26 protein-coding genes and 1 riboswitch are annotated in these 23,879 nt (G+C 69.7%); of the genes, 7 read left to right on the forward strand and 19 right to left on the reverse strand.

What is annotated here, in order from left to right:
* Positions 1–116: 116 nt before the first annotated feature.
* Both panC and KLK06_RS45415 read right to left on the reverse strand, forming a co-directional pair.
* Positions 117–953: a pantoate--beta-alanine ligase gene (panC, locus tag KLK06_RS45410; protein ID WP_214641958.1), complete on the reverse strand. Its 837-nt coding sequence runs from the start codon at positions 951–953 to the stop codon at positions 117–119.
* Positions 944–1,834 (reverse strand): Rossmann-like and DUF2520 domain-containing protein, encoded by an 891-nt coding sequence (locus KLK06_RS45415; RefSeq protein WP_214641959.1) that lies wholly within the window; start codon positions 1,832–1,834, stop codon positions 944–946. The genes panC and KLK06_RS45415 overlap by 10 nt, the downstream gene beginning before the upstream one ends.
* Positions 1,835–2,117: 283 nt before the next feature.
* Between KLK06_RS45415 and KLK06_RS45420 the strand changes: the two genes are divergently transcribed.
* Positions 2,118–3,080, forward strand: a complete 963-nt coding sequence (locus KLK06_RS45420; protein ID WP_214641960.1) for an SAM-dependent methyltransferase — start codon at positions 2,118–2,120, stop codon at positions 3,078–3,080.
* Between the two features lie 31 nt (positions 3,081–3,111).
* On the opposite strand, the gene KLK06_RS45425 is transcribed toward KLK06_RS45420, so the two are convergent.
* Positions 3,112–4,302 carry a cytochrome P450 gene (locus tag KLK06_RS45425; RefSeq protein ID WP_214641961.1) on the reverse strand — a complete coding sequence of 397 codons (1,191 nt, stop codon included), beginning with the start codon at positions 4,300–4,302 and terminating at the stop codon, positions 3,112–3,114.
* Between the two features lie 9 nt (positions 4,303–4,311).
* Positions 4,312–5,037, reverse strand: coding sequence for a TerC family protein (locus tag KLK06_RS45430; RefSeq protein WP_214641962.1), 726 nt, complete (start codon positions 5,035–5,037; stop codon positions 4,312–4,314).
* A 101-nt stretch (positions 5,038–5,138) separates the two neighbouring features.
* Positions 5,139–5,254: riboswitch (SAM riboswitch) on the forward strand.
* A gap of 42 nt (positions 5,255–5,296) precedes the next feature.
* Here KLK06_RS45430 and KLK06_RS45435 point away from each other — a divergent pair.
* Entirely contained in the window at positions 5,297–6,592 is a 1,296-nt protein-coding gene (locus KLK06_RS45435) for an aminotransferase class V-fold PLP-dependent enzyme (RefSeq protein WP_214641963.1), read from the forward strand.
* Positions 6,593–6,594: 2 nt separating this feature from the next.
* On the opposite strand, the gene KLK06_RS45440 is transcribed toward KLK06_RS45435, so the two are convergent.
* On the reverse strand, positions 6,595–7,185 hold the full coding sequence (locus tag KLK06_RS45440) for a DoxX family protein (RefSeq protein WP_214641964.1): 591 nt from the start codon (positions 7,183–7,185) through the stop codon (positions 6,595–6,597).
* Between the two features lie 121 nt (positions 7,186–7,306).
* Between KLK06_RS45440 and KLK06_RS45445 the strand changes: the two genes are divergently transcribed.
* The 4 genes from KLK06_RS45445 to KLK06_RS45460 are packed head-to-tail and all read left to right on the forward strand — an operon-like array spanning position 7,307 to position 10,092.
* Complete coding sequence (locus tag KLK06_RS45445) at positions 7,307–8,452, forward strand: NADH-quinone oxidoreductase subunit D (RefSeq protein ID WP_214641965.1); 1,146 nt, start codon at positions 7,307–7,309, stop codon at positions 8,450–8,452.
* A complete protein-coding gene (locus KLK06_RS45450) occupies positions 8,449–9,555 on the forward strand; it encodes an acyltransferase (protein WP_214641966.1) in 1,107 nt (368 codons plus the stop codon). Before KLK06_RS45445 ends, KLK06_RS45450 begins: the two co-directional genes overlap by 4 nt.
* A gap of 22 nt (positions 9,556–9,577) precedes the next feature.
* Positions 9,578–9,778: a hypothetical protein gene (locus KLK06_RS45455; RefSeq protein ID WP_214641967.1), complete on the forward strand. Its 201-nt coding sequence runs from the start codon at positions 9,578–9,580 to the stop codon at positions 9,776–9,778.
* Positions 9,775–10,092 carry a type II toxin-antitoxin system PemK/MazF family toxin gene (locus KLK06_RS45460; protein ID WP_308168740.1) on the forward strand — a complete coding sequence of 106 codons (318 nt, stop codon included), beginning with the start codon at positions 9,775–9,777 and terminating at the stop codon, positions 10,090–10,092. The genes KLK06_RS45455 and KLK06_RS45460 overlap by 4 nt, the downstream gene beginning before the upstream one ends.
* On the opposite strand, the gene KLK06_RS45465 is transcribed toward KLK06_RS45460, so the two are convergent.
* From KLK06_RS45465 to dacB, 11 genes are all read right to left on the reverse strand, one after another.
* Positions 10,077–10,532, reverse strand: coding sequence for a DUF3180 domain-containing protein (locus KLK06_RS45465; protein WP_214641968.1), 456 nt, complete (start codon positions 10,530–10,532; stop codon positions 10,077–10,079). The two genes, KLK06_RS45460 and KLK06_RS45465, sit on opposite strands and share 16 nt — an antisense overlap.
* The gene (gene folK / locus KLK06_RS45470; RefSeq protein ID WP_214641969.1) at positions 10,529–11,032 is read right to left on the reverse strand and encodes a 2-amino-4-hydroxy-6-hydroxymethyldihydropteridine diphosphokinase; all 504 of its coding nucleotides are present in this window, start codon (positions 11,030–11,032) and stop codon (positions 10,529–10,531) included. The genes KLK06_RS45465 and folK overlap by 4 nt, the downstream gene beginning before the upstream one ends.
* 25 nt (positions 11,033–11,057) lie before the next feature.
* The gene (gene folB, locus KLK06_RS45475; RefSeq protein WP_214641970.1) at positions 11,058–11,423 is read right to left on the reverse strand and encodes a dihydroneopterin aldolase; all 366 of its coding nucleotides are present in this window, start codon (positions 11,421–11,423) and stop codon (positions 11,058–11,060) included.
* Positions 11,413–11,856, reverse strand: coding sequence for a nuclear transport factor 2 family protein (locus KLK06_RS45480; protein WP_214641971.1), 444 nt, complete (start codon positions 11,854–11,856; stop codon positions 11,413–11,415). The genes folB and KLK06_RS45480 overlap by 11 nt, the downstream gene beginning before the upstream one ends.
* Positions 11,853–12,659 (reverse strand): dihydropteroate synthase, encoded by an 807-nt coding sequence (gene folP, locus KLK06_RS45485; RefSeq protein WP_214642057.1) that lies wholly within the window; start codon positions 12,657–12,659, stop codon positions 11,853–11,855. The genes KLK06_RS45480 and folP overlap by 4 nt, the downstream gene beginning before the upstream one ends.
* Positions 12,660–12,820: 161 nt before the next feature.
* Entirely contained in the window at positions 12,821–13,399 is a 579-nt protein-coding gene (gene folE, locus KLK06_RS45490; RefSeq protein ID WP_214641972.1) for a GTP cyclohydrolase I FolE, read from the reverse strand.
* On the reverse strand, positions 13,396–15,390 hold the full coding sequence (gene ftsH, locus KLK06_RS45495; protein ID WP_214641973.1) for an ATP-dependent zinc metalloprotease FtsH: 1,995 nt from the start codon (positions 15,388–15,390) through the stop codon (positions 13,396–13,398). Before ftsH ends, folE begins: the two co-directional genes overlap by 4 nt.
* 225 nt (positions 15,391–15,615) lie before the next feature.
* Entirely contained in the window at positions 15,616–16,167 is a 552-nt protein-coding gene (gene hpt / locus KLK06_RS45500; protein WP_214641974.1) for a hypoxanthine phosphoribosyltransferase, read from the reverse strand.
* A gap of 10 nt (positions 16,168–16,177) precedes the next feature.
* The gene (gene tilS / locus KLK06_RS45505; RefSeq protein WP_214642058.1) at positions 16,178–17,173 is read right to left on the reverse strand and encodes a tRNA lysidine(34) synthetase TilS; all 996 of its coding nucleotides are present in this window, start codon (positions 17,171–17,173) and stop codon (positions 16,178–16,180) included.
* 4 nt (positions 17,174–17,177) lie between these two features.
* Positions 17,178–18,254, reverse strand: coding sequence for a zinc-dependent metalloprotease (locus KLK06_RS45510; protein WP_214641975.1), 1,077 nt, complete (start codon positions 18,252–18,254; stop codon positions 17,178–17,180).
* Between the two features lie 175 nt (positions 18,255–18,429).
* Positions 18,430–19,851 (reverse strand): D-alanyl-D-alanine carboxypeptidase/D-alanyl-D-alanine-endopeptidase, encoded by a 1,422-nt coding sequence (gene dacB / locus KLK06_RS45515; protein ID WP_214641976.1) that lies wholly within the window; start codon positions 19,849–19,851, stop codon positions 18,430–18,432.
* Between the two features lie 72 nt (positions 19,852–19,923).
* On the opposite strand from dacB, the gene KLK06_RS45520 reads away from it, so the two are divergent.
* Positions 19,924–20,418, forward strand: coding sequence for an inorganic diphosphatase (locus KLK06_RS45520; protein WP_214641977.1), 495 nt, complete (start codon positions 19,924–19,926; stop codon positions 20,416–20,418).
* 28 nt (positions 20,419–20,446) lie between these two features.
* On the opposite strand, the gene KLK06_RS45525 is transcribed toward KLK06_RS45520, so the two are convergent.
* From KLK06_RS45525 to KLK06_RS45535, 3 genes are all read right to left on the reverse strand, one after another.
* The gene (locus KLK06_RS45525; RefSeq protein WP_214641978.1) at positions 20,447–21,472 is read right to left on the reverse strand and encodes a C40 family peptidase; all 1,026 of its coding nucleotides are present in this window, start codon (positions 21,470–21,472) and stop codon (positions 20,447–20,449) included.
* Between the two features lie 150 nt (positions 21,473–21,622).
* A complete protein-coding gene (locus KLK06_RS45530; RefSeq protein ID WP_214641979.1) occupies positions 21,623–22,294 on the reverse strand; it encodes a hypothetical protein in 672 nt (223 codons plus the stop codon).
* 10 nt (positions 22,295–22,304) lie between these two features.
* Positions 22,305–23,732, reverse strand: coding sequence for a sigma-70 family RNA polymerase sigma factor (locus tag KLK06_RS45535; RefSeq protein WP_214641980.1), 1,428 nt, complete (start codon positions 23,730–23,732; stop codon positions 22,305–22,307).
* Positions 23,733–23,879 lie beyond the last annotated feature (147 nt).

Raw genomic sequence — 23,879 nt, forward strand, 5'->3', positions numbered from 1 at the left:
GCGCGGCGAGGCCTCACCCCGGCCGAGCGCGTCGGCGTGCTGGGCGAGCCGGAGGAGTTCGTCACGCGACTCGTCGTCGGTGATTCTTCGACGCTGATCTGGGAGGAAACCCCCGGTCAAGCAGGGCGCAGCGGCAGGACGACATTGTCGATCAGCCGGGTGGTGCCGACTTTGGCGGCGACCGCGAGCACCGCCTCGCCCTGGTAGGACTCGTTCACCTCGGCGAACGTGGCCGGATCGACGAGTACCAGGTAGTCGAGCGCGAGCCGGGGCGCCGCGGCCTCGAGCACGGCCAGCGCCGCCGCGCGGATCTTCGACGGGACGGACTCCGCCGCGCCCGCCCGCAGAGCCGTGGAGAGCGCGAGGGCGACCTGCCGCTCGTCGGCGGACAGGTAGCGGTTGCGGCTCGACAGCGCCAGGCCGTCGGGCTCGCGGACCGTGGGGGCGCCGACGATGTCGATCGGCAGGTCGAGGTCGGCGACCATCCTGCGGATCATGGCGAGCTGTTGGGCGTCCTTCTGACCGAAGATCGCCACGTCGGGCTGGACGAGGTTGAACAGCTTGAGCACGACCGTGAGCACGCCGTCGAAGTGGCCGGGCCGGACCGCGCCCTCGACGATCGTGCCCATCTCCCCGGACCGGACGCTGACCTGGCGGTCGGGGGGATACATGTCGTCGGCGGCCGGAGCGAAAACGACGTCCGCGCCTTCGGCCCGGCACGCCTCCAGGTCCGCGTCAAACGTCCGTGGATAGCGTGAAAAATCCTCGTTTGGGGAGAATTGCAGGGGGTTGACGAAGATGCTGACCACGATCTGGTCGGCGCGGGCGCGGGCCTCGCGGATCAGTGAGCGGTGGCCCTCGTGCAGCGCGCCCATCGTGGGCACCAGGGCGACGCTCCCCTGGCCGCGTGCTTTGACCAGGTCAATGCGGTTTCTGGCGACGATCAGGTCCATATGTTGCCTCCGAGCGCGTCGAGCAGGCGCTCGGCCTCTTCGGGCTTCAGCAGCCCCGCGGCGAGCGCGCGGTCCGCGGTGAGCCTAGCGAGGGCGATGTAGGCGTCGGCCGCCTCGGGGGCGGCCAGGATCAGCGCGTCGACGTGCTTGCGCACGGTGCCCGCGTCACCCCGCACCACGGGACCGGTCAGCCCGGCGATGCCGAGCCGCAGCACGTTGTCGAGCGCCGCGCCGAGCAGTGGGCCGAGCATGATGCCCGGATGTTCGACGCCGATCCCCCGCAGCAGCTCCTGCGACTCGGCGATGAGCGTGACCATGTGGTTGGCCGCCCCGGCCAGGGCCGCGTGGTAGAGGGCACGGTCGGCCTCGGCGATCCAGACCGGCTCGCCGCCCATCTCGATGACCAGGGCCTCGGCGATGGGCCTGAGCGGATCGGGCGCCGTCACGCCGAACGAGATGCCGGTGATGCGGTTGAGGTCGTCGTCCCGCCCGGTGAACGTCATCACCGGATGGAGCGCGAGCGGCAGCGCGCCCGCCCTGGCGGCCGGGTCGAGCACCGACAGCCCGTACGCGCCGCTGGTGTGCACGAGCAGCTTGCCCTGCAAGTCCGCGCCGGTCGTCGCCAGACCGTTGACCAGATCGGGCAGCGCGTCGTCGGGCACGGTGAGCAGGATCAGCTCAGCGGCCTTGACGACCTCCTCCGGCCGGGTCGGCTGCACGCCGAGCCGCTTCGCCGCCCACCGGTGCGAGGCGTCCGAAACTCCGCTGGCGGCGACCACGTGGTGCCCGGCTTGCGCCAGTGCGGCACCGAGCACCGAACCCACCTTGCCCGCGCCCAGCACACCCACGGCCAACCGCCCCGGGCGATCCCCTGCGTCCATGACGTCCACCCCTGTCGACCCGATGGCACTGCCGCCCAGCGTAACGGCCGTACGAGACTACGTACGTGACCAGGCCTTTGCTGCATGTTGAGTTACCGACAAATGGGACAAGGGCATACAAAAGCGTGCACCCCCTGTCGGAAGAGATGAGGAGAGGGGTCATCGCATTGGTGGCGGGCGCCGAGTCTGCGACCCGACGCCCGCGTAGAAATGCGAGCCTCTTGGAGGTGTGGACTTGGCCGGCCAGGTCCTGATTTCGGCGAGCCATGAGATAGTCCAGGGCATGTGGCTCACCTGGCGCGCCGCTATGCGGCACGCGCTTTATGACGAGGACGGTTTCTACCTTCGCGAGCGCCCTTCGGGCCACTTCCGTACTTCGGTCAGCGCCTCGGCCGCCTTCGCCGAGGCGGTTCTGGCGCTGCTGACCCAGGTCGACGCCGAGCTCGGCGCGCCGGACCGCCTCGACCTGGTCGACATCGGCGCGGGAGAGGGCGTCCTGGTCGCCCGCGTGCTCGACGCCGCCGACCCCGCGCTGCGCGCCCGGCTCAACATCACCGCCGTCGACCTCTCGCCCCGGCCCGACGGCCTGCCCGAGAGCATCGCCTGGCGCTCCCGGATCCCGTACGGCATCACTGGGCTGGCGATCGCCAACGAGTGGCTGGACAACATCCCGCTCGACGTGGCGGAGCAGACGGCCGAGGGGCCGCGGCTGGTTCTGGTCGAGACCAAGACGGGTGAGGAACGGCTGGGCGACCCGGTGCTCGGCACCGACCGCGCCTGGCTCGACCGGTGGTGGCCGCTGGGCCGCATCGGTTCGCGGGGGGAGATCGGGTGCCCTCGGGACGCCGCCTGGGGGGCGGTTCTGACCCGGCTCAGCAGGGGGCGCGCGGTGGCCATTGATTATGCACACCCTGTGGATAACCGCCCCTGTCACGGCACGCTCACCGGGTACCGCGACGGTGCGGTCGTGGCCGCCATACCCGACGGGACCTGCGACATCACCGCGCACGTGGCGCTCGACGCGTGCGCCGAGGCCGGTCGGCGGGCCGGTGCGATATCCACAGGCTTGTCCACACAGCGTGATGCGCTAGGGGCTCTGGGGGTCACCGGCACACGTCCGCCCATCGACCTCGCGCACATCGATCCGCCGGGCTATCTCCAGGCCCTGGCCCGGGCCTCGGAGGAGGGCGAGCTGATCGACGCGAAGGGTCTCGGCGGCTTCGGCTGGCTCACCCAGGACCGCTGACCCCGCCTGTTCGGACGGCTCGCCCGGGGGGCTAGCCGGTCGTGAGGTCGAGGGACTCCAGGCCGCGGATGACATAGCCCGGCTTCCACTCCGGCTCGCTGACGAGCTCCAGCTTCGGCGCCCGCTCCAGCAGGGCGCCGAACGACTCGATCAGTTCGATGCGGGCCAACGGGGCACCGAGGCAGAAGTGGATCCCCGCCCCGAACGAGATGTGCGGGTTCTCCGGCCGCCCGACGTCGAGCCGGTCCGGGTCGTCGAACACCGTCTCGTCCCGGTTGGCCGAGCCGAACAGCAGCGCCACCTCGGCCCCGCGCGGGATCTCGACCCCGTGCACCTCGATGTCCTCCAGCACCCACCGCTCGAACATCTGCAGCGGGGTGTCCCAGCGCATCAGCTCCTCGACGGCCGTGGGCAGCAGGCTCCGGTCCGCGCGCAGCCGGGCCAGCTCGGCGGGGTTCCGGAACAGGGACCACCAGCCGTTGCCGGTCACGTTCACGGTCGCCTCGTGACCGGCGTTGAGCAGCAGCACGCAGGTGCCGACCAGCTCGTCCTCGGTGAGCTCGTCGATCGCCGAGAGCGCGCTGATCAGGTCGTCGCCCGGCCGCACGGCGCGCTCGCGCGCCAGGTCCGCGAGGTAGGCGGCGAACTCCGCCGCCGCGTTGGCGGCCACGTGCTGCGACTCCAGGCTCGGGTTCAGCTCGTACATCCGGCAGATGTCGGCCGACCAGGGGCGCAGCAGGTGCCGGTCCGCCTCGGGCACGCCGAGCATCTCCGCGATGACGGTCACCGGCAGCGGCTCGGCCACCTCGGCTATCAGGTCGCCGCCGCCCTTCTCGACGTACGCGCCGACCAGGCCCTCCGCGATCGACCTGACCCGGGGGCGCAGCGACTCGACCATGCGCGGCGTGAACGCCTTGGAGACCAGGCGGCGCAGCCTGGTGTGCACCGGCGGCTCGACGTCGAGCATGCCCGCCCTGATCACCCGCCAGAACGGCTCCTGGAACTCCGGTTCGGCCGGCCTGCCGAACTCCTCGTGCGTGGCCACGTGCAGGTAGGAGCGGCCCAGGCGGCGGTCTCTGAGCAGCGCGTTCACGTCCGCGTGCCGGGAGATCAGCCACTGTCCCGTCGGCTCGAAGTAGCTGACGGGCGCATCACGCCTCAGCGCCGCGTAGGCGCCGTACGGATAGGCGACAAAATCCGGATTCCAGGGGTCGAAGCGCACTATTTCATCTTATGAGGAGGCTTGCTTGGCATGCCTGCCGCGCATCCGGATGTTGAGCAGCTCCACGACGACCGAGAAGGCCATCGCGAAGTAGATGTAGCCCTTCGAGATGTGCTGGCCGAGCCCCTCAGCGATGAGCACCACCCCGATCAGCACCAGGAACGCCAGAGCCAGCATCTTGATGCTCGGATGCTTGTCCACGAACCTGCTGATCGGCCCCGACGCGAACAGCATGACCAACACCGCCACGATCACCGCGGCGATCATCACGCCGAGCTCGTCCACCATGCCCACGGCGGTGATCACCGAGTCGAGCGAGAACACCACGTCCAGCACCATGATCTGCGCGATCACCGAGGCGAACGACGTGACGGCCCGCGTCTTGCCGTCCTCCTCCTTCAGCTCCATGCTGTGCCCGATCTCGGTGACGCTCTTGGCCAGCAGGAACAGCCCGCCCAGCAGCAGGATCAGATCGCGCCCCGATATCTCGTGGCCGAAGACCTCGAACAGCGGCGCGGTCAGCCGCACCACCCACGACAACGCCAGCAGCAGGAGCAGCCGGCTGATCAGCGCCGCGCCCAGGCCCATGACGCGGGCCCTGTCACGCTGCTCCGGCGGCAGCTTCCCGGCCAGGATGGAGATGAAGATGATGTTGTCGATGCCGAGCACGATCTCCAGTGCGACCAGGGTGAAAAACCCGATCCAGATCTGAGGGTCAGTCACCCAGTCCAGCATTAGTACTCCTCACAGCAGGGGTTTCAGGTACCAACGAGGCAACGGCCGCAGAAGTTCGCCGTTGTGATTGATGGCCGAGTGTCGGTTATAGTGCGGGTGTAGGTCATGAGTGCCAGCGCACAGCCCCGGCTTGCTGGCCGGCAACCCTCGCGTCCGCGGCGGGGTGCCCCGGGTGAAGACCTGGTCCGTCACGAGGTGTGGCGGGCAAGCGCGGGCTCACTGGGCGCTCCAGGGGTCCGATGTCCCCAGGAGGTGCGCCATGTCCACTTTGACGATTTTCAGCTCCCTGCCCGCCCAGGCCACTGAGACGCCGGTCGGGCACAGCCGCCCGATCCCCGCCGTGCTCGGCGCCGATCTGGAGGTCCCGGTCAAGGGCGGCCGGCTCGTGACGTACGCGAACCTCGACTACGCGGCGAGCGCCCCCTGTCTGGAGCCGGTCAGCGCCGCCGTCACCGCCGCGCTCCCGGCCTACTCCAGCGTGCACCGCGGCGCGGGGTACGCTTCCCAGCTCACCACCGCCCGCTACGAGCAGGCCCGCCACACGGTCAGGGCCTTCGTCGGCGCCCGCCCCGACGATGCCGTGATCTTCACCCGCAACACCACCGACGCCACGAACCTGCTGGCCCGCTCCCTGCCCGAGGGCACGACCGCGGTCGTCTTCGACACCGAGCACCACGCCTCGCTCCTGCCCTGGAAGCGGTCCGTACGGCTGGCGCCGCCCGCCTTCCCCGGTGCGGCCGTCCGCGCGGCCGACGAGGCACTGGCCGGGATCGACGGCCCCAAGCTGCTGGTCGTCACCGCCGCCTCGAACGTCACCGGCGAGCTCTGGCCGATCGCCGCCCTGGCGCACATCGCGCACCGCCACGGCGCCCGGATCCTGGTGGACGCCGCCCAGTTGGTGCCGCACCGGCGGCTCAACCTGACCGCGCTCGACCTCGACTACGTCGCCTTCTCCGGGCACAAGCTCTACGCCCCCTTCGGCGCCGGGGTGCTGATCGGCCGCCGTGACTGGCTCACGGCCGGCGAGCCGTACCTGAAGGGCGGCGGCGCGGTGCGTTCGGTCGCCGCGGATGTCCAGGAAGGCATCGAGTGGCACGACGACGCCGAGCCGCGGCACGAGGCGGGCACCCCCAACGTGCTGGGCGCCATCGCCTTGGCCGCCGCCTGTGACGCGCTCAGCGCGACCGGCTGGACCGCGCTGGTGCGCGAGGAGGAGCGGCTGATCGCCCGGCTCCGGGCCGGGCTGGCCACGATCGAGGGCGTGCGCGAGCTGTCGCTCTGGGGGCCGGACCAGCCGCGCGTGGGCATCGTCTCGTTCGTCGTGGACGGGCACTCGGCGCGTGAGGTGGCCGAGGTGCTGTCCGGCGAGTACGGGATCGGCGTGCGTGACGGCAAGTTCTGCGCGCACCCCTTCGTACGGCACCTGCTCGGCACAGCGGACGGCGGATGCGAGGACGACACGGCGTCCGCGGTGCGTGCCTCGATCGGCATCGGCACCACGGAGGAGCACGTGGACCGCCTCGTCGACGCACTCCGCGACCTCGCCGCCCGCTGAGGTCAGCCGCTTGGTGGGCGTCTGTGCGACGGCTCGTCGGCGACGGCGTCATCGAGGTTCCTCATGTCACCGTCCCGGCCGGCCGGTCGCGCGAACATGGGCGTGGTGTCGTCCGCCTCCGGTCTGATGGCGGTGGGCGGGGCGTGACCGGCGAGATCCTGCTCGGCCGCGCGGCGCTCGGCGCGCCGCCGGTACGTGCCGTGCAGGATGCCGTCGATCCCGATGCGGCCGCCGCCCAGCGCCACGAGCAGCAGGCAGACCACGCCCAGCGCGCCGGCGAGCTCCCAGCCGCCGTACTGCACCATGACGCCGTGCCCGCCGTGGACGAACATGATCGCGCCCAGCATGTCGATCAGCAGCCCGAGCGCCGCCAGCCGGACCAGCAGGCCGATGATCAGCAGAGCCCCGCCGACGCTCTCCACGACGATGGCGAACAAGGCCGACAGCTGCGGCATCGGCACGCCGATCTGAGCGAAGGCGGCGGCCGTGGCCGGCACCCCGCCCTGCAACTTCTGCCACCCGTGGGTCACGAAGATCACACCGATCGCGACTCGCGCGATCAGGGCGGCCAGATCAAAACCAATTCTTTGCACGGTATATCTCCCCCCGTTCCCGGTATTCCTCCCCTGTCCCGTAGGCGGAATGCGCTGGCATAACGTTCCTTGACCCTGTCCTGTGCTGGATCACCACCACTGCTGGTGGCAGCATTGCCATATGACGGAACGCGTGGTCGGGATCGGCGTCGGGGCGAAAGAGCTGGCCACCGAGGACATGATCCTCAATATCGGCCCACAGCACCCGTCGACGCACGGCGTGCTCAGGCTGCGGCTCACCCTCGACGGCGAGCGCATCGCCACGGCCGAGCCGATCATCGGCTACATGCACCGGGGCGCGGAGAAGCTGTTCGAGGTCCGCGACTTCCGGCAGATCATCATGCTGGCCAACCGGCACGACTGGCTGGCGGGGTTCGCCAACGAGCTGGGCGTGGTCCTGGCCGCCGAGCGCATGCTGGGCATGGAGGTGCCGGTCCGGGCCGTCTGGGCGCGTACGCTGCTGGCCGAGCTCAACCGGGTGCTGAGCCACCTGATGTTCCTCGGCTCGTACCCGCTGGAGCTGGGCGCGATCACGCCGATCTTCTACGCCTTCAACGAGCGCGAGCGCATCCAGGCCGTGATGGAGGAGATCTCCGGCGGCCGGATGCACTACATGTTCAACCGGGTCGGCGGGCTGAAGGAGGACCTGCCGCTCGGCTGGCTCGATCGGGTGTCGGAGACCGTCGCCGAGACCCGGCGCCGCGTGCCGGACATCGAGGACCTCATCCTGAACAACGAGATCTTCCTCGCCCGCACCAAGGGCGTCGGCGTCCTGTCCCGCGAGCAGGTCCTGCAGTACGGCGTGAGCGGCCCCATCGCCCGCGCCTCCGGCGTCGACATCGACCTGCGCCGCGACCAGCCGTACCTCGCCTATCCCGAGCTGCCGGTGAAGGTCGTCACGCGCACCGCGGGCGACTGCCACGCCCGCTTCGAGATCCTGCTCGAGCAGCTCAAGGTCTCGCTGGAGCTGGCCGACGCCTGCGTCGAACGGCTGCGCTCGCTGCCGCCGGGCCCCATCAACCAGCGGCTGCCCAAGGTGCTGAAGGTGCCGGAGGGGCACACCTACGCCTGGACCGAGAACCCACTCGGCATCAACGGCTACTACCTCGTGTCCAAGGGAGACAAGACCCCATGGCGGCTCAAGCTGCGCTCCGCCTCCTACAGCAACATCCAGGTGCTCCGGGAGATGCTGCCGGGGCACCTCGTGGCCGACATGGTGGCGATTCTCGGCTCGATGTTCTTCGTTGTGGGTGACATCGACAAGTGACCGGCGTCGTGACTCCCCAGCGAGACAAATACGTCGACTGGCTGCGCGCCCTCAGCCTGATCGTCGTGGTGGTGTGGCACTGGGCGTTCACCATCCTGCAGTGGAAGCCGGAGGGTCCCGAGCCGACCAGCCCGCTGGGCTTCACCTCGGGGCTGTGGATACTCACCTGGCTGCTTCAGGTGCTGCCGCTCTTCTTCTACGTCGGCGGCCACGTCCACCTGCTGTCGTGGAACCGCGCCCAGGCCCGCGGCGTCGGGATCGGCCGGTTCGTCTGGCGGCGCATCCGCGCGCTGTCCGCCCCCGCGCTCGTGCTGGCGGGGGCGTGGATCGCCATCGGCGCGGTCGTGACCTGGGTGTTCCACGTCGAGTGGATGTGGCGGGTGGTGCTGCTCGTGCTCAGCCCGCTCTGGTTCCTCGGCGTCTATCTGGTGCTGATCGCGCTGCTGCCCGTGGCGCTGTGGCTGCACCGCCACTACGACGTGCTGGTGCTCATCTGGCTGGGCGGCGCCGCCCTGGTGGTCGACGTGATCCGCTTCCGGTACGGCGTCGAGTGGGTCGGCTGGCTGAACATGATCATTGTCTGGGGGCTGGCCCACCAGGCCGGCTTCTTCTACGACCGGGTCGTCATCCTGCCCCGGCGCTATGACGTGGGCATCCTGTGGACGGGGCTGTTCGCCCTGTTCGGCCTCGTCTACTCCGGCATCTACCCGGGCTCGATGGTCGGGGTGCCCGGCGACAAGTGGTCGAACATGGCTCCGCCCACCTTCGTCATCGTGGCGCTGCTGCTCTTCCAGATCGGGCTGGTGGAGGTGTTGCGGCCGTCGATGGAGCGGGTCCTGGAGAAGCCCGGGTGGCGCCGGGTCAACGACACCATCAACCGCTTCGCCCTGCCGCTGTTCCTCTTCCACACCACCGGTATGGCGATCGCGCTGGGCCTGCTGTGGTGGTTCTTCGGCACGCTCGGCGGCGAGGTGCCACCGGACCTCAGATGGTGGCTGGAGCGCCCGCTCGCCATCCTGGGCCCGCTGGTCTGCACCCTCCCGGTCGTCTACCTCTTCAGCCGCCGACGAGCCTCTGCCGAACATGTGCATGACAAACGTTGAACATGGCCGCTAGGCTGGAAACATGATGGCGAACATCGGGTTCCGGGCCACCCCCGAGGACGAACGCATCATCCAGGCCGCCATGCGGGAGGGCGAGCGGACCAGCGACGTGATTCGGCGCGCGCTCCGCCTGCTCGAACGGGAGGTCTGGCTCACGCAGGCACGCGCCGACGCCAAGCGGCTGGCCGACGAGGACCTGTCCGAGGAAGAGGACGCCTGGTGATTCGCGGCGCCATCTACCGAATCGACCTAGGCGACGCGAAGAGGGGACACGAGCAGCGTGGTCGCCGCTACGGCCTCGTGCTCAGTCCCGCGGACATGTCGTGGAGCGTGGCCACGGTGATCCCCACTTCCACCAGCGCGCATGCCGCCCTCTTCCGCCCCGAGGTGGAGTTCGGCGGGCAGCGGACCAAGCTGCTCGTCGACCAGATCCGCACGATCGACGTCAGCTTCATCCACGGAGAGCCTGTCTACTACCTGGGCCGCGACGAACTCGCCGAAGTCGAGCATGCGGTCATGCACTATCTGGGCCGCTGATCCTCCGGGTCCTTCGGGATGCGGCAGGCGTGCTCCAGGAAGAGGGCGGCGCAGACCAGCACCACGAACGCCAGCAGCGAGCCCGTCGCGATGAAGAACTCGGCCCGCGGCGTCTCCCTGGTGAACAACTGGACCGTGTGCAGGGCGAACCCGCCGAAGAAGCCCGCGAACACCGCCCCCACGTAGGCCGACGCCTTGCCCAGTGCCGCCAGCCGGGCCACCGCCAGGGGCTCGACCGGCTTGGTGTCAGGTTTGTGGTCGATCCTGGCCTTCGTCGCCCACCCGCTGTAAGCCTCACCGATGGCCAGCAGCAGAACGGTGGGGATGGCGGTCCACGGCACGATGGGGAGGTCGGCGTAGAACTCCCGGACCACAATCCAGGAGATCAACGCCACGATCACGATGATGCCGACCAGCAGGCCGGGGCGGGTGGGCCTCAATCCGGCCTCTGGAGCTTGAGATCCTCACGCAGCCGTACGCCGCTCTGGTCGAGGTCCGTGAGCAGGTCGGCGACCTGACCCTGGCCGGGCAGCACGCCGTCCGGGTCCACCTCCGACCAGGGGACGAGGACGAAGGCCCGCTCATGCGCGAGCGGATGCGGCAACCTCAGGTCGGGGTCGTCGGAGATCGTGCCGCCCACGGTGATCAGGTCGATGTCGAGCGTACGCGGACCCCAGCGTTCCTTGCGCTCCCGCCCGAAGGCGTTCTCGACGTTCTGTGCCCGCTCCAGCAGCGCGCGCGGCTGGAGCGTGGTCTCGGCGATGACGATCGCGTTGAGGAAGGGGCGCTGCCCGGCGGGACCGCCGACCGGGTCGGTCTCGTAGACGGGCGAGGCCGCGACGAACGACAGCCCCGGCGCGTCGAACAGTGTGTCGATGGCGCCCTGCAACGTCTGGAAGCGCCGGCCGAGATTGCTGCCGAGAGACAGTACGACGTTCACCTGCTGCTCCCCTCGATCACGACGTTCATTCGCGACTCCGTTGGATGGTGACGACCACGTCGTCGAACGGCAGCGGGATCGGTGCCGCGGGCTTGTGCACACTCACCTCGACCGACTCCACCAGGCCGGCGGCCAGGCAGACGTCGGCGAGGCGCTGCGCGAGCGTCTCGATCAGCTCGACCGGCTCGCCTTCCACGACCCCGACCAGCGCCTGGGCGAGCTCGCCATAGTGGACCGTCTTGGTGAGGTCGTCGGAGGCGGCGGCGGGCGCGGTGTCGAGGAACAGCGTCGCGTCGACCACGAACTCCTGCCCCAGCTCACGCTCGGCTGCCAGCACGCCGTGTCGTCCCCGGGCCCGCAGGCCCTTCAGCGCGATGCGATCAGACCTCAAGCTCGCCTTCCTCCTCGTCGTCGTCACCCTGGAGCACCGGCGAACCGTGGTGCATCCACAGCCGCCAGCCCTGCGCCGTGCGCACGTAGACGTTACTGGCCACCACCTTGCCGGCGGCGAAGCTGGACTCGCCCTCCTCGCCGGCGGTGAGGATGTTCTCGACGCAGGTGAGCACGGCCACGTCGCCCAGCACGGTGGTGTTGACGTCGGTCAGCACGAACTGGATGTAGGTGGTGTTGGCCATGATGAGCGCCCAGGAGCGCAGCACCTCGGACCGCCCGGACAGCAGGGTCCAGCCCGGATGCACGCAGCTGACCTGCTCGTCGGCGGAGTCCTCCGCCCAGATCTCGGTCATCTTGTCGAGGTTGGCGTCCTCGATCGCGAGATAGAAGTCCTGGTTGACCGTCTCGATCGCGGCGGTGTCGACACTCATGTGTTGGCTCCGGGTCTCTTCCATGCGGCGGCCACGCGCACGGCATCGGCATTGGGACCTACTTCGTGCACTCGTACGCACCAGGCGCCGGCGTGCGCGGCCAGCGCCGTCACGGCCACCGTGGCGTCGTCGCTGCGGCTGAACGGGCGCGGCGTGCCGTCGGCGTCGGCGAGCAGCCGCCCCAGGAACCGCTTGCGCGAGGCCCCGATCAGCAGCGGATAACCCAGATCGGCCAGCTCCCCCATCCCGGCGAGCAGCGCCCAGTTGTGCGCGGGGTTCTTCGCGAAGCCCAGCCCGGGGTCGATCACGATCTGCCGCTCGGCCACGCCTTCGGCCAGCACCAGGTCGACCCGCTTGGCGAGCTCCTCGCGCACCTCGGTCACGACGTCGGTGTAGACGGCCCGGCGCTCCATGTCATGACTGTGGCCGCGCCAGTGCATCACCACGTAGTCGACGCCGGTGGCGGCCACCACGCGGGGCATGGCCGGATCGGCCAGGCCGCCGCTCACGTCGTTGACCAGGCTCGCCCCCGCCTCCACCGCGGCCTTGGCGACCTCGGCCCGCATGGTGTCGACGCTGACCGTCACTCCCTCGGCGCTGAGCGCTCTGATCACCGGCACGACGCGGGCCAGCTCCTCGTCGAGCGGCACCCTGGCGGCGCCGGGGCGGGTGGACTCACCGCCCACGTCGACGATGTCGGCCCCCTCACCTACCAGCTCCAGACCGTGCCGGATCGCGGCCGCCTCGTCGAACCACATGCCGCCGTCGGAGAACGAGTCCGGCGTGACATTGACCACGCCCATGACGAGGCACCGCGCCCCAGCTCCGACAACCATGCCCCAAGCCTAGGCGGTCGTGGTTGGTGGGGTCTGTGGAGGGTACCCACACGAAAATAACAATCCGATCCGTGCCATCTCGCGCTTTATCGGTGCAGCTTTATCCGTGCAGCTTTAACGGTGCAGCTTTATCGGTGCAGGATAAGCGCCATCGCCTCAGCGCGGGTCTTGTCACTCGTACGGAAGTCACCGCGCACCGCCGACGTCACCGTCTTGGCACCCGGCTTGCGGACCCCGCGCATGGTCATGCACAGGTGCTCGCACTCCACCACCACGATCACCCCGCGCGGCTCCAGCACCCGCATCAGGGCGTCGGCGATCTGCGACGTCATCCGCTCCTGCACCTGCGGGCGGCGGGCGAACACGTCCACCAGGCGGGCCAGCTTGGACAGCCCGGTCACCTGGCCGCGCTCGTTGGGGATGTAGCCCACGTGGGCCACCCCGTGGAAGGGCACCAGGTGGTGTTCGCAGGTGGAGTAGACCTCGATGTCCCTGACGAGCACCATCTCGTCGTGGTCGACGTCGAACACCTTGTTGAGCACGTCCTCCGGCGTCTGTCCGAGGCCGGAGAACTGCTCGGCGTAGGCCCGGGCCACCCGGGAAGGGGTGTCGAGGAGGCCGTCACGGTCGGGATCCTCGCCGATGGCGTACAGGATCTCGCGGACGGCCTTCTCGATCCGGCCCAGGTCTACGTCGTGCGACTTCACGCACCGTCTCCAGAGGGCAGCGCGTCCTGGTGGCCCACGGTAAGCGAGCCGTTGGACGACAGCTCCTTCGGGGTCAGGATCGGCGGGCGGTCCGAGGGGAGCCGCTTGCCGTAACCCGCGTAGGACGGGCGGTGCTCCTTGACCACGACCGAGGCGAAGATGTCCAGCACCTGAGCGCGGGAGAGCGTCTCCTTCTCCATGAGCTGCAGCACCAGGTTGTCGAGCACGTCGCGGTATTCGACCAGGATGTCCCACGCCTGGTCGTGCGCCGTCTCGATCATCCGGCGGACCTCCTCGTCGATCGTCGAAGCGATCTTCTCGGAGTAGTCGCGCTCGTGGCCCATCTCGCGGCCCAGGAAGACCTCGGCCTGCCCGGAGCCGAACTTACGGGCGCCGAGCTGCTCGCTCATGCCGTATTCGGTCACCATGCGACGGGCGACCGACGTGGCCTTCTCGATGTCGTTGGAGGCGCCGGTGGTGGGCTCGTGGAAGACGAGCTCCTCCGCCGCGCGACCGCCGATCAGCATCGCGAGCTGGTCCATCATCTCGGACCTGGTGGCCAGGAACTTGTCCTCCATCGGCAGCGTCATGGTGTAACCCAGGGCGCGGCCACGGGACAGGATCGTGATCTTGTGGACCGGGTCGGAGTTGGGCAGCGCGTGCGCCACCAACGCATGACCGCCCTCGTGGTAGGCGATCATCTTCTTTTCCTTGTCGGACATGACCCGCGACTTGCGCTCGGGCCCTGCCATGACGCGGTCGATCGACTCCTCGAGGATGTCCATCGAGATCAGCTTCTTGTCGGCGCGTGCGGTGAGCAGCGCCGCCTCGTTGATCACGTTGGCCAGGTCGGCGCCGGTGAACCCGGGGGTGCGCCGCGCGATGACGTCGAGGTCGACATCCGGCTCGAACGGCTTGCCGCGGCCGTGGACCCTGAGGATGCCCTTGCGGCCCTCCAGGTCGGGACGGTCGACGGTGACCTGCCGGTCGAAGCGGCCCGGACGCAGCAGCGCCGGGTCGAGGATGTCGGGCCGGTTCGTGGCGGCGATGAGGATCACGCCGCCCTTGACGTCGAAGCCGTCCATCTCGACGAGCAGCTGGTTGAGCGTCTGCTCGCGCTCGTCGTGGCCGCCGCCCAGGCCCGCGCCGCGGTGCCGGCCGACGGCGTCGATCTCGTCGATGAAGATGATCGCCGGTGCGTTCGCCTTCGCCTGCTCGAACAGGTCGCGAACACGAGAGGCGCCGACGCCGACGAACATCTCGACGAAGTCGGAACCGGAGATCGAGTAGAACGGCACGCCGGCCTCACCCGCGACCGCGCGGGCGAGCAGCGTCTTGCCGGTGCCGGGCGGGCCGTACAGCAGCACGCCCTTGGGGATCTTCGCACCGATCGCCTGGAACTTGGCCGGGGCCTGCAAGAACTCCTTGATCTCCTGGAGCTCCTCGATGGCCTCGTCCGCGCCCGCGACGTCGGAGAAGGTGGTCTTGGGTGTGTCTTTGGTGATCAGCTTGGCCTTGGACTTGCCGAAGCTCATCACCCTCGAGCCGCCGCCCTGCATCTGGTTCATGATGAACAGGAAGATGAGCACGATGATGACGATCGGCAGGAAGCTCACCAGGATGCTGATCAGGAAGTTCTCCTGGGGCACCTCGGTGGTGAAGCTCTTGGTCGTGCCTGCCTGAACCTGCGCCTGCAGCTCTTCCGTCAGCTTCGGCCCGTAACCGGCGACCCAGTCAGACTGGATCATGTTGGTCGCCGTGTCGCCCGGCCTGACCGTGATCGGCTTGATCAGCGTCAGCTCGATCCGCTGATCCTTGTCAACGATCTTCGCGTTGCTGACATTGCCGGCGCGAATCTGCTGGAGGACTGTGGACGTGTCGGCCTGCTTGAAGTTGCCGCCGCCGCTCCAGAGCTGGGTGACGAGCAGGAGCAGCACGACGATGCCCAGGATCCACAGCAGTGGCCCACGTGTAAATCGCTTGAGATCCATCCGATGCGGAACCCCTTGCGGGCCCGTCCCTTCCTGACCATGGCCTGGAACCCCGGGAATGTCCCGGGGCCGCGGCATCCGACGCCGCGACTTCTGACTACCCGAAGGGGACGCTTGGTCACCCTCCCGGAGTCAGAAGGTACACCGGGAAGCGAGCGGAGGGACCGCCCGCTACACCGGTCTTGCCCTACCAACGTACGTCAGGTGGCGCGGTGTTCCCGGCGACTACTTGTAAACATGGGGAGCCAGCGTCCCGATGAAGGGGAGATTGCGATAACGCTCCGCATAGTCGAGCCCATAGCCGATGACGAACTCGTTGGGAATGTCGAAACCGACGTACTTCACCTCGATCGGCACCTTCAGCGCGTCGGGCTTGCGCAGCGCGGCGCAGATCTCCAGCGACGCCGGGTTGCGCGACTTCAGGTTCTCCAGCAGCCAATGGAGGGTCAGCCCTGAGTCGATGATGTCCTCGACGATCAGCACATGGCGGCCCAAGATGTCGGTGTCGAGGTCCTTCAGCACCCGTACGACGCCGGACGACTTGGTGCCCGCGCCGTAGGACGACACCGCCATCCAGTCCATCTGAACGGGCACGTGCAGGGCCCTGGCCAGGTCGGCCATCACCATGACCGCGCCTTTCAACACGCCCACGAGCAGGATCTCCGTGCCCGCGTAGTCGGCGTCGATCCGCCCGGCAAGCTCTTTGATCTTGGCCTGGAGCTCGTCCTGGGGAATCAGGACTTTCTCGAGGTCCTTGCCCATATCGGCAGCATCCACCTGTGGTTCCTTACGCGATGGGACTCATGGCGACTATCAGGGTGTCATACCGCCGCACAGCGGCCAGCCCCCCGGGTAGATCCACGGCCTTCTGCCCGCGCCACGCCGTGATCAGCCGGTCCACGGCACGCACGTGGGTCGCGGAGAGGGCCCCGGACTGCGCTCCCGCCGCGATGGCCGCCCGTCGCAGAACGCGCCGCCGGACGGCGTCTGGGAGGCGTTCCAGCTCGGGTACGGCCAGTGTCACCGAACCGGCAATATCGCTTAGAGCGCAATCCTGATACGCCGATTCGGCCCATGCGTCGAGGGCGTCGGCGTCGTCTCTGGCGAGATCGGCGGTCCTGGCGAGCGCCTCGGACACGCCGGGACCCAGCTCCGACTCCAGCAGCGGGAGGACCCTGGTGCGTACCCGGACACGGGTGTAGCGAGGATCCGCATTGTGCGGGTCGTCCCAGGGATCGAGGCCTTGTGCCGTACACGCGGCGACCGTGGTGGCGCGGGAGAGGGAGAGCAGCGGCCGGCGATAGCGGCCGGTCACCGGAGCCATGCCGGACAGCGACCGGAGCCCGCTCCCCCTGGCCAGGCCGAGCAGCACGGTTTCGGCCTGGTCGTCCCTGGTGTGGCCGAGCAGCACGGCCGCGGCCTGGAGCTTGTCGGCCGCCTCGGCGAGAGCGGCGTAGCGGGCGTCTCGGGCCGCCGCTTCCGGGCCGCCGGTCGTACCGACGTCCACGGTGAGGATGTCGGCATGGTCGAGGCCCAGGGCCGGGGCCAGTGCGGCCACCGTCTCCGCGCGTGCGGCGGAGCCTTCCTGGAGCTGGTGATCCACCGTGAGCAGCCCGGCCTTCAGGCCCGCGCGCGGCGCGACGAAGCCGAGCGCGGCGGCGAGCGCGAGGGAGTCGGCTCCCCCGCTGCACGCCACCAGCACGAGCTCGCCGTCTGCCACGTCGGCCAGCGCCTCGCGGACGGCCCTGCGGACGTCCGCGACTGCCGGGTGCGGGCCCATGATCAGATCAGGCGGGCAGGGCGTTGCTGCCGGTCACGCGGCGCACCCAGGCGCTGGGGTCGGTGATCTCGGCTGTCGTCGGCAGGGTCTCGGGTGAGGTCCAGACGCGGTTGAAGCCGTCCATGCCGGCCTGCTCCACCACCGCGCGGACGAAGGCCGAGCCCTCGGCGTACTGCTTCATCTTGACCTCGATGCCCAGCAGCCGCCGGACCGTGCGGTCGAGGCGCGAGCCGCCCTCGCGGCGATGGGCGAACTTGGCGCGGATGTCGGCCACCGACGGCACCACCGAGGGGCCAACGGCGTCCATGACGTAGTCACCGTGCCCTTCGACCAGCGTCATCACGGCCGTGAGCCGGTCGAGGATCTCCTTCTGGGCAGGCGTCTGGATGGCGTCGATGAGGTTGCCCTCGCCGCCGCGCACCACGTCGGCCACCGTGTCGGCGGCGGTGCGCAGCCGCTCCAGCAGTGTGCCCAGGTCGAGGTCGGAGGCCAGCAGGAACTCGGTCATCTGCGAGCGGATGTATTCGCGCAGCCACGGCACCCCGGTGAACTGCACGCGGTGCGTCTCCTCGTGCAGGCACACCCAAAGGCGGAAGTCGTGCGGGTCGACGTTCATCTCGCGCTCGGCGTGCACGATGTTGGGCGCGACGAGCGTCAGACGCCCCGCCGGCTCGCGGCCCGTCGGGTCGGGCGGCAGGAACAGCTCATACTGGCCGAGCACCCGCGAGGCGAGGAAGGCGAGCACCGCGCCCACCTCCACGCCGGTGATGCGGGAGCCCACGGCCGTGACGATCGCCGGTGGCGGGTTGGCTCCGGCGCCGACCCGCTGGGTGAGCGGTTCGAGCACCACGCGGAAGCCCTCGACGTTGGCCTTGATCCAGCCGGGGCGGTCGACGATGGTCGCCGCCTGTGGCGCGGTCTCAGTGTGAATCTTGGTGAACTCGCGTACGTGTCCCTCGGCCTCGCGTGACAGAGCGCGGAGTTCGGTGACGGCCTGCCTGGCCTCCTCCCGGCTCACCTGAGGACCGGGGCGCACCAGGCGCGTGCCGGTCGTGACGGCCAGATCCCAGTCGATCACCTGCATAACGTCCACCGTACGTGGTCCGAGCTCCACCCGCGAAGGAGCGCCGGTGTCTGGAGTGAGGAGAGAGGGAGCGAAGCGACTGAACGACGATCGGAAGACGCCGGATTCCAGCGACTGAGCCGCGATCCGAAGGATCGCCATCAGCACGCGAAGGAGCTTTGGTGTTAGGGCGTCTTCAGGATCTTGCGACGATTGCTGCGAGGCGGTCCAGGACCGGTTCGGCGGAGGCTGGTACGCGGTCCGCCAGGAAGGCGAAGGTGACCAGTCGGCCGTCCTTGGTGGTGGCCATGCCGGCAAGGGTGTTGACGTTGTTGAGTGTGCCGGTCTTGGCGCGTACGAGGCCGACCTGGCCCTTGCTGTCGGCGCCGGTGAAGCGCCGGCCGTTGCCGAGCGTGCCGCTGAAGCCGGCGATCGGCATGCCGGAGGCGATGGCGTGCAGGTCGGGGTGGGCCGCGGCGGAGGCGGTCGAGATGACCCGGGCCAGCCCGTCGGCGCTGATGCGGTTGCGGGCGGACAGGCCGCTGCCGTCGTAGACCTGGATGCCCTTGGCCGCGCCGATCCGCTGCAGCACCGCGAGCACGGCCCCGGTCGCGCCCTGGAAGGACGCCGGCTGCCCTTCCTTGATGGCGACGTGCCTGGCCAGTGCCTCGGCCAGGTCGTTGTCGCTGAACGTCAGCGTGTGCTCGACCAGGGAGTAGACCGGCGCCGAGTCGACCTTGCCGAGCTCGGCGGCCCCGGCGGGCGCCTTGCCCGGCCGTACGGACTTGGCGACGCTCACGCCGTACCTGCGCAGGAGCCTGGCGAACGCGGCGGCGGCGTACTGCGGCGGGTTGGAGACGCGCGGCTGTCTCGCGGCGGGGTCGCGCCGCCCCTCGTCGATGGCCAGCGCGTAGACGGGCGCCACCTCGCCGTCGGGCACGTAGCCCGGCTTCCAGCCGGGCGCCAGCGTGGAACCGGTGAACAGGGAGGCGTCGTAGGAGAGCGTGACCTTGGTGATGCCCTTGGCCTTCAACGCGGCGGCGGTACGCGAGGCGAGGGTGGCGAGCGACGCCTGCTTGGGGTACTGCAGGGACTTGGCCGACGGCCCGGCGAGCGTCGGGTCGCCACCGCCCACCAGCACGATCGAGTTGGCCGACTGCCCCTGCGTCACCCGGGTCGACAGACGCGCGTCGGGGCCGAGCGAGGCCAGCGCGGCCGTGCAGGTCACCAGCTTGGTGGTGGACGCCGGGGTGATGCCGATGTCGGCGTTGGAGGCGAAGATCCGCTGGCCGGTGGCCGCGTCGATGACCACCGCGCCCACCCGGTCCCCCAGCTCTTTGTCACCCAGGGCATCGGTGAGCTGCTGGGTCAAAGTACGCTTGGCAGCGAGAGGTCCGTCTCCGGCTCTCACCTGGAGCTGGGCAAGCACCGGCCCCGCGGTGATCACGGGGACGGGGGGAGACTCTTCGGGAGACTGTGTCGGCTCGGTCGGTGACGACCCCCTCGTCAACGCGCCCAGACTGAACTCATTGGTCATCGCATAGATGCCGATGACGATGGTCAGCACCTGGAGCATGGCGAGAGTGGTCAGCATCACCCACCGCTCGTGCCGCGCCACGTCGCCTTACCTCTCTCCTGGTGTTCGCCTACGAGACATTAACGCCCACTCGGCGTGAGCGGAGGAACCGCGGTGGAGTTCGACGTTGTCGTTGAGATTCCCAAGGGACAACGGAACAAGTACGAAGTGGACCATGAAACCGGTCGGATCAGGCTTGACCGGCTGCTGTTCACCTCTACGCAGTACCCCGCCGACTACGGGTTCATCGAGAACACGCTAGGCGAGGACGGCGACCCGCTCGACGCGCTGGTGCTGCTCCAGGAGCCGACTTTCCCTGGCTGTTACATCAGTTGCCGCGCGGTCGGCATGTTCCGGATGACGGATGAGAAGGGCGGAGACGACAAGGTCCTCTGCGTCCCCGCCACCGACCCGCGGATGGAGCACATTCGCGACATCCATCACGTGCCGGAGTTCGACCGGCTGGAGATCCAGCACTTCTTCGAGGTCTACAAGGACCTGGAGCCCGGCAAGTCCGTCGAGGGCGCCAACTGGGTGGGCCGGATGGAGGCCGAGGTCGAGATCAAGCGGTCCTTCCAGCGCGCCAAGGACGAGGGCCACGCCCACTGAATTGATGGCGATCCTACGGATCGCAGTATCACTGGGGCCTGGTGGCGCCCACCAGGTCCCCCCGCCACATCGAGGCGACCCGCACCACGTCGCCGGTCTGCGGGGCGTGCACCATGAGCCCGTCCCCGACGTACATGCCGACGTGGTGGATCGTGTTCGGGTCGTCGGGGACGTAGCCGAAGAACAGCAGGTCGCCGCGGCGCAACTGGTCGAGCGGCACATGCGGGCCCGAGCTCCACTGGGTGCCGGTCCAGTGGTCGAGGCCGACGCCCGCCTGCTCCCAGGCCCGCATGGTCAGGCCCGAGCAGTCGAAGCTGTCCGGGCCGTCGGCCGCCCAGACGTACGGCTTGCCGAGCTGGGTCAGCGCCCAGTTGGCCGCGACGTCGCCCATGAGCGACCCGGAGGCGTGCAGCCCGCGGCTGAGCCGCGCCTGCGCCAACGCCGCCGAACGGCGTCTGGCCAGCAGGTCCGCGTGGCTGCGCGCGGCGTCGACCCGCCGCTGCCACGCGGCCTGCTCGGTCTTCAGCTCCCTGGTGTCCCGCTGCTGCGCGGCGACGGCCTCCTCCGCGGCGATCTTGGCCTGCCTGGCGCGCTCGGAGGCGGCGTCCTGCTCGGCGTACGCGCGGGCCGCCTGGCTCCGCAGGATGGCGGAGACCTCCTGGGCGTCTCGCATCCGGTCGAGCACCAGGCCGCGCTCGCCGCCGAGCTCCTGCAGGATGCTCGCCCGGTGTAGGAAACCGTCGCTGTCGCCGGTGTCGGTCAGCATGCCGAGCATCGGCCTGATCATGTCGAGCCCGCTGTAGCCCTGCACGGCAAGCAGCGCCACGGGCGCGCGGGCCTTCTCCACCTCGGCGTCGGCCAGCGCCAGCCGCGCCTGCGCCTGCTCGCGGGCCTGCTGGGCGTGCCGGAGGTGGACGAGCTCTCCGTTGTACGCCTCCACCAGCCGCTCCGCCCCCGCCGCCAGGTCATCGAGCCGTGACTCGGCCTCGGCGAGCCGCGCGCTGGCCGTCCCCAGTGCCTTGGTCCGCTCCCGTACGGTGTGCCGAGCCTGCATCACCTTCCGTCGGGAAGGCCCGGGAGCAGCGTCAGCCGGCGGGCACAGGGTGACGAGCAGGCAGACGACCATGAGTCCGGCTCTTATGGCGCGCATAGTGCACACAGTTCCCGTTCGTCACCCTGTGTAACCCTGGCCTCTTTCGTAACATCAGCCACGCAACCGGAACAGGCGCTCTATCCACGGCCGGAGACCCACCGGGACCGGGCCCGTCCCCCGGGGATAGGTGAACACCGGCGTCTGCGTCCCATAGGCGGCGTGCAGCTCGGCCGCCCTGCACCAGTCGGCGCCGGCCCGGGCCACGGCCCAGGCCGCCGCGATGGCCGGGCGGGACTCCGGATGCCGGTCGAAGGTCTGGTAGAGGGTCATCGTGGCGGCGGCGGCCACCGACCCGTCGCCGGGGTAGGCGGTGCCCGCCAGGTAAGGGGCGGCGACCCGGCCGCCGTGGCAGGTGCCGAGCGCCCAGGTCCAGTTGGCGAGCACCAGGCCGAGCACGGGCTCCGGCACCACGGCCGCGGCGCCGTACATGCGCTCCTGGCGCTGGCCGGTCAGGCGGCGCGAGGTCCAGAGCCAGCCGAGCTCGGCCGGCGGCCCGGCGGGCGGCTCGCTCCCCGACAGCCAGGACAGGACGGCCAGGCCGCGGGCGGTGCGCAGGCGGCAGAGTTCGAGGATGTCGCGGAGCATGCGGGGCCCCTGGTCGAGCCAGGTGGGCCAGGCGATGTGATGGCTCCTGGCCATCAGCTCGGCCAGGTCCTCGCTGACCGGTAGGGGGCAGACCCGGCAGCCCAGTTGAGGGTCCTCGCGCAGTTGGTACAACTCCATATGGAAGGGCTCAGCCGGCCGGGACGACAGCGGGCGGGGTCGGCGTCTGCGCCGGTGCGACAGTCGGCGTGACGGTCGGCGTGGCGACCGGTGTCTGGGTCGGTGGCGCGGCGGGGGTCGGGCTGTCGGTGGGGCAGGGCGTGCGCCGGGGGTGGTGGCCCTTGTCCGGGTGGTCGCCGGGGCGCTTGTCCGGCTGCCGTGCTGGCTGCATGTCCGGGTGTTTGTCCGGCTCTTGCGCGGGCTCGGCGGACTGGTGGTCGGGCGTGGGAGTGCTCTTGGGCTGCTTGGTCTTGGCGGTTTCGGGGGTCTCTCGGGTCTCCGGTGCGCTTGGGGCGGGCGAAGCGGAGCCGATGGCCGGCGTCGTCAGGGTGCGGGCGCCCGGCGGGACCGTGCTGTTCAGGATGGGCTCGACGCTGATCGGCACGTCCCGGGGCTCGGACTGCCAGGGCAGCCTGATGGCGGGCGGCTCGCCCGGCGCGGGGAAGGCGGCGGACGCGATGCCCGGCACCCCGCCGTCGACCCGGCCGAACTGCTGGAAGATCAGCGCTATCGCCACCACGGTCGCGACTGCCGCCATCGCGCCAGCCAGCGCCTGAGGCCATTTCCGAGGGTGCCTCGCCGCGGCAACGGGAAATCCGGCGGCGTCGAGCGCCCCCGCCCTCCTGGCCACGTAGCGGCGATAGGGCAGCAGTTCCGGGTCGGCGAAGCAGCTCATCACCCTGACCCCGAGTGACTCCGGCAGCGGGATCCGGGGCAGCAGCTCGAACACCTTGGCCGCCGACACCTGACGGGTGCGCTGCGGGGAGCAGGTCAGGCAGTGCGGGAGGTGGTCGATCAACTGGGCGCGCATCTCGGCGGTCAGCTCGCCGGAGAAGCCGGTCAGGATGCCGGCCCGCCGCGGGCAGTCGTAGGAGCCCTTCCTGGCGAGGATCTCCGCCGTGATCGCGTCACGCAGCCGTTCGCGCGCCTCCTCCTGCGCCGCCTCGACGTGGCGCGCCGCCGTCCCCAGCACCGCGGCGAGCTCCGGCGTGGACAGCTCGTGCGCGGTCGACAGCTCCAGCACCTCACGGTCGCCGGGGCGCAGGCTCTGGATCGCATTCCAGGCCATGACCCGCAGGTCGGCGTCGACCGGATCGTCGAGTGGCGGCGCCTGCGCCAATGCCTCGTCGGCGCCCGGCGGCTCGGCCATCCGCCGGCGCAGGCATTCGGCGCGGGCCAGGGCGTACAGCCATGGGCGCAGGCGGCCGGGATCCACCAGGGAGCCGGCGTGGGCCTCCGCCGCGATCATCGTGTCGCGGAGCGCCACCTGGGCTCCGTCGGAGCTGAGAAGGAGGGACCAGCAGTATCTGTGGATGCCCTCGGCGTACGCGTCGTAGAGCGCGGCGAGGACACCCGGGGCGCGGGCGCGGAGTGACTCGACCAGGGCGCGGTCATTCATATGACCGAAGGTAATGGATTAGTAACTTGTAGTTCTACCGATTCTGCGGGAATGACAGCGCTTGCCGTCGGCGACTTTGTCAGAAAGCCCGTAGATTTAGCGCTGCCACCCCGCGACGAATGACCACTCCGCCCGATTTATCGGCTT

This window comes from Nonomuraea sp. NEAU-A123 (assembly GCF_018603905.1).
Lineage (GTDB): Bacteria > Actinomycetota > Actinomycetes > Streptosporangiales > Streptosporangiaceae > Nonomuraea.